Annotated in this window: 2 protein-coding genes; both read right to left on the minus strand. The window is 69.8% G+C overall.

All coding sequences use genetic code 11. The features are described 5' to 3' along the window. Positions 1 to 72: 72 nt before the first annotated feature. Positions 73 to 285 carry a zinc ribbon domain-containing protein gene (locus FXF52_RS40895; protein WP_187414028.1) on the minus strand — a complete coding sequence of 71 codons (213 nt, stop codon included), beginning with the start codon at positions 283 to 285 and terminating at the stop codon, positions 73 to 75. Continuing rightward, positions 282 to 1,739: an SDR family NAD(P)-dependent oxidoreductase gene (locus tag FXF52_RS40900; protein ID WP_148804997.1), complete on the minus strand. Its 1,458-nt coding sequence runs from the start codon at positions 1,737 to 1,739 to the stop codon at positions 282 to 284. Before FXF52_RS40900 ends, FXF52_RS40895 begins: the two co-directional genes overlap by 4 nt. Between the last annotated feature and the right edge of the window lie 361 nt (positions 1,740 to 2,100).

A 2,100-nucleotide genomic window follows, 5' to 3' on the forward strand; every position in this document is an offset into this window, starting at 1 on the left:
TTTCCTGTTTCATCGCCGATTGCCTTTCCGGGAGGATTTCCCTTGAGGTCTTACGTCAGCTCCGCAGGCGTTTTACCTCTCCGCCAGCGCGGCGGCGAGGATGTTTGTCGCGGCGTTGATGTCCCGGTCGTGCTCGACCCCGCAATCCGGGCACGTCCAGGAGCGCTCGTTGAGGGCGAGGGTGGTGTTGATCCATCCGCACGCCGAGCAGGTTTTGGACGTGGGCAGCCACCGGTCGACGGGGATGACCTTACGCCCGTACCACTGGGCGGGCGCGCTGATCACCAGGCGCAGGGTGCGTAGTCCTTGAGGAAGCAGCCGTATAGGTCTTCGCCCTGTTCGCCGCGGACGATCGGGTCGTAGACCCGGGCCGCGCCATCGACCAAGTCCAGCGGGGCGTGGAAGCCGGCGTCCGCCAGCCGCATCTTCGTCGGGTGGGGCCGCTCGTCGGTGATCCAGCCGGTGTCGACGCTGGTCATGAGGATGCCGTCGGCCAGCATCTCCTGGGCGCTGGTCCGGGTCAGCATGTTCAACGCGGCCTTGGCCATGTTGGTGTGCGGGTGCCCTGGCCCCTTGTAGCCGCGGGCGAACTGGCCCTCCATCGCCGACACGTTCACCACGTACTTGCGGCGGGCGGCCGCTGCGGCCATCGCCGGTCGCAGCCGGCTGACCAGCACGAACGGCGCGGTGACATTGCACAACTGCACTTCGAGCAGCTCGACCGGGTTCACCTCGTGCACCCGCTGCACCCAACTGTTTACCGGGTCGAGGTCCGGCACCAGACCGCCGGCGTCGATGGCGGTGGCTGCCGCGATCCGTTCCGGCGAGGCGGAGCCGCTGGTCAGCGCCAGCGCGGTGAGCGCGTCCGGGGTGATCGCGGGCGTGGGTGGGGCGATCAGGCTGGCCACCGGGTCGCCCCGGCCGGCCGGTTTGGCGAACGTGATCATCTCCGGCAGCGGACCGTCCGGCAGGGCTGCCGCCTCCGCGGCGACGAGCTGCGCGTACGCCCCGGGCGTGCGGCGGACGGTCTGCGCCGCGTTGTTGATCAGGATGTCGAGTGGTCCCTGGCCGCTGACCGAGTCAGCAAGGGCGATCACCTGGGCAGGGTCACGCAGGTCGATCCCGACGATCCGCAGGCGGTGGAGCCAGTCCCCGCTGTCGGGCATCGCGGCGAATCGGCGGACCGCGTCGTGGGGAAACCGTGTGGTTACCGTGGTGTGCGCGCCGTCGCGCAGCAGCCGCAGCGCGATGTACATGCCGATCTTCGCCCGGCCGCCGGTGAGTAGCGCCCGCCGGCCGGTCAGGTCGGTGCGGGCGTTCCGGCGCTCCCGGTTGACCGCGGCGCAGGGCGGGCAGAGCTGATGGTAGAAGGCGTCCACCTCGCGGTAGCGCTGCTTGCAGACGTAGCAGCCGCGCGGATTGTGCAGGAAGCCGGCTGTGGCACCCACGGTGGGGGAGGCGAGCGGGTTGCCCTGGGTCTCGTCGTCGATCCGGCCCGGGGCGCCGGTGGCGGTGGCCGCCGTCACCGCGCGGTCGGCCGCCGCGATGGCATCCCGCCGTTCCTCGCGTCGCCGCTGCTTGATCATCTTGTAGAGCTTCGCGGTGGCCCGCTGCACCAGCACCACGTCGGGGTGATCGGGAGGCAGGTCCTCCAACGCCTCAAAGACGCTGAGACAGGTCTCCAGCCGGGTCGGGTCAATGCCGTATTGACCGGTTTCCGTAATGTTGTCCGCCGTCATGCCGTCGCTGTCTCGTCCCGTTCCCTGCGCCGGACCTACCCGGCCCACCCCAAGTCCGACCCGGAACTGTACGCACCGCAGGGCCTCCGACGCATCCCGCGCCTGTTCATCAGCCCGAAGACCGTCGAGGCCCAACCTCGCCCGGGTCTATATTTTCAGGTCCTCTTCGGCGAGCCCGAAGGGGTCAGCTCCGGTGGGTTCCGTTCGGGTGATGTCCTCTTCTAGCCGAGATGCGTGCGTTCCCCGACAGCGCGGCTGACCAAGCGGAAGCGATTGTGGCGGGCGTTGCGGACCCGTGGCAGTCACACGAACGTGAGGGGGGGGGTCCCGGCACCCCGCCCGCCCCCCCGCCCCACCCCGC

The organism is Micromonospora sp. MP36, assembly GCF_008119785.1.
In the GTDB taxonomy this organism is placed as follows: domain Bacteria; phylum Actinomycetota; class Actinomycetes; order Mycobacteriales; family Micromonosporaceae; genus Micromonospora.

What these genes read in the sequence shown, in the direction of transcription:
- FXF52_RS40900 (WP_148804997.1), bottom strand. Translation starts at nt 1,739, where the DNA reads ATGACGGCGGACAACATTACGGAAACCGGTCAATACGGCATTGACCCG.